Consider the following 684-nt stretch of genomic DNA (forward strand, 5'->3'; position numbering starts at 1 on the left):
GAGCGGGTATTTTTTTGTCTGGAGAAAAGCCATGCCGATCACCGAGCAGCAGTTGCTGCAGATCCTCCCGAACGCCGGCCGCCAAGCCGGCGTTTTTGTTCCTGTCCTGAACACAGCCATGAACCGTTACGGCATCGTCGGCACGGCGCGGGCGGCTGCATTCATCGCCCAGGTCGGGCATGAGTCGGGCCAGCTGCGTTACGTGCGCGAGATATGGGGCCCGACCGCGCAGCAGGCCGGCTATGAGGGGCGCGCCGACCTGGGCAATACCGTGAAGGGTGACGGCTCCAAGTACCGTGGCCGGGGCCTGATCCAGATCACCGGACGGACCAACTACGCCGCGTGCGGGGAAGCCCTGGGCCTGGACCTGCTCAGTAAGCCAGAGCTGCTCGAGCTGCCGCAGCACGCCGCGATGTCGGCGGCCTGGTTCTGGTCTATGAAAGGCCTGAACACGCTGGCGGATCAGGGACAGTTCATGAAGATCACCCGGCGCATCAACGGCGGGCTCACCGGCCAGACCGACCGGCAGGCGCTGTATGACAAGGCGCTGGAGGTGCTGGCATGACGCCGGCGCAGAAGCTGGCCGGGTTAGTTGTGCTGATCCTGGTGCTGATGGCTGGCGCTGCGGGCCTCACCTGGCAGGTTCAGGACTGGCGCATGGGCAAGAAGCTCGCCGAGCAGGCC

The 684-nt window shown here is 65.5% G+C and carries 1 protein-coding gene; it reads left to right on the forward strand.

The features are described from left to right. The first annotated feature begins 31 nt into the window (after nucleotides 1-31). Nucleotides 32-565, forward strand: coding sequence for a glycoside hydrolase family 19 protein (locus AC07W0_RS30930; protein WP_102619028.1), 534 nt, complete (start codon nucleotides 32-34; stop codon nucleotides 563-565). Nucleotides 566-684: the final 119 nt, after the last annotated feature.

This window comes from Pseudomonas sp. GW704-F2 (assembly GCF_059423025.1).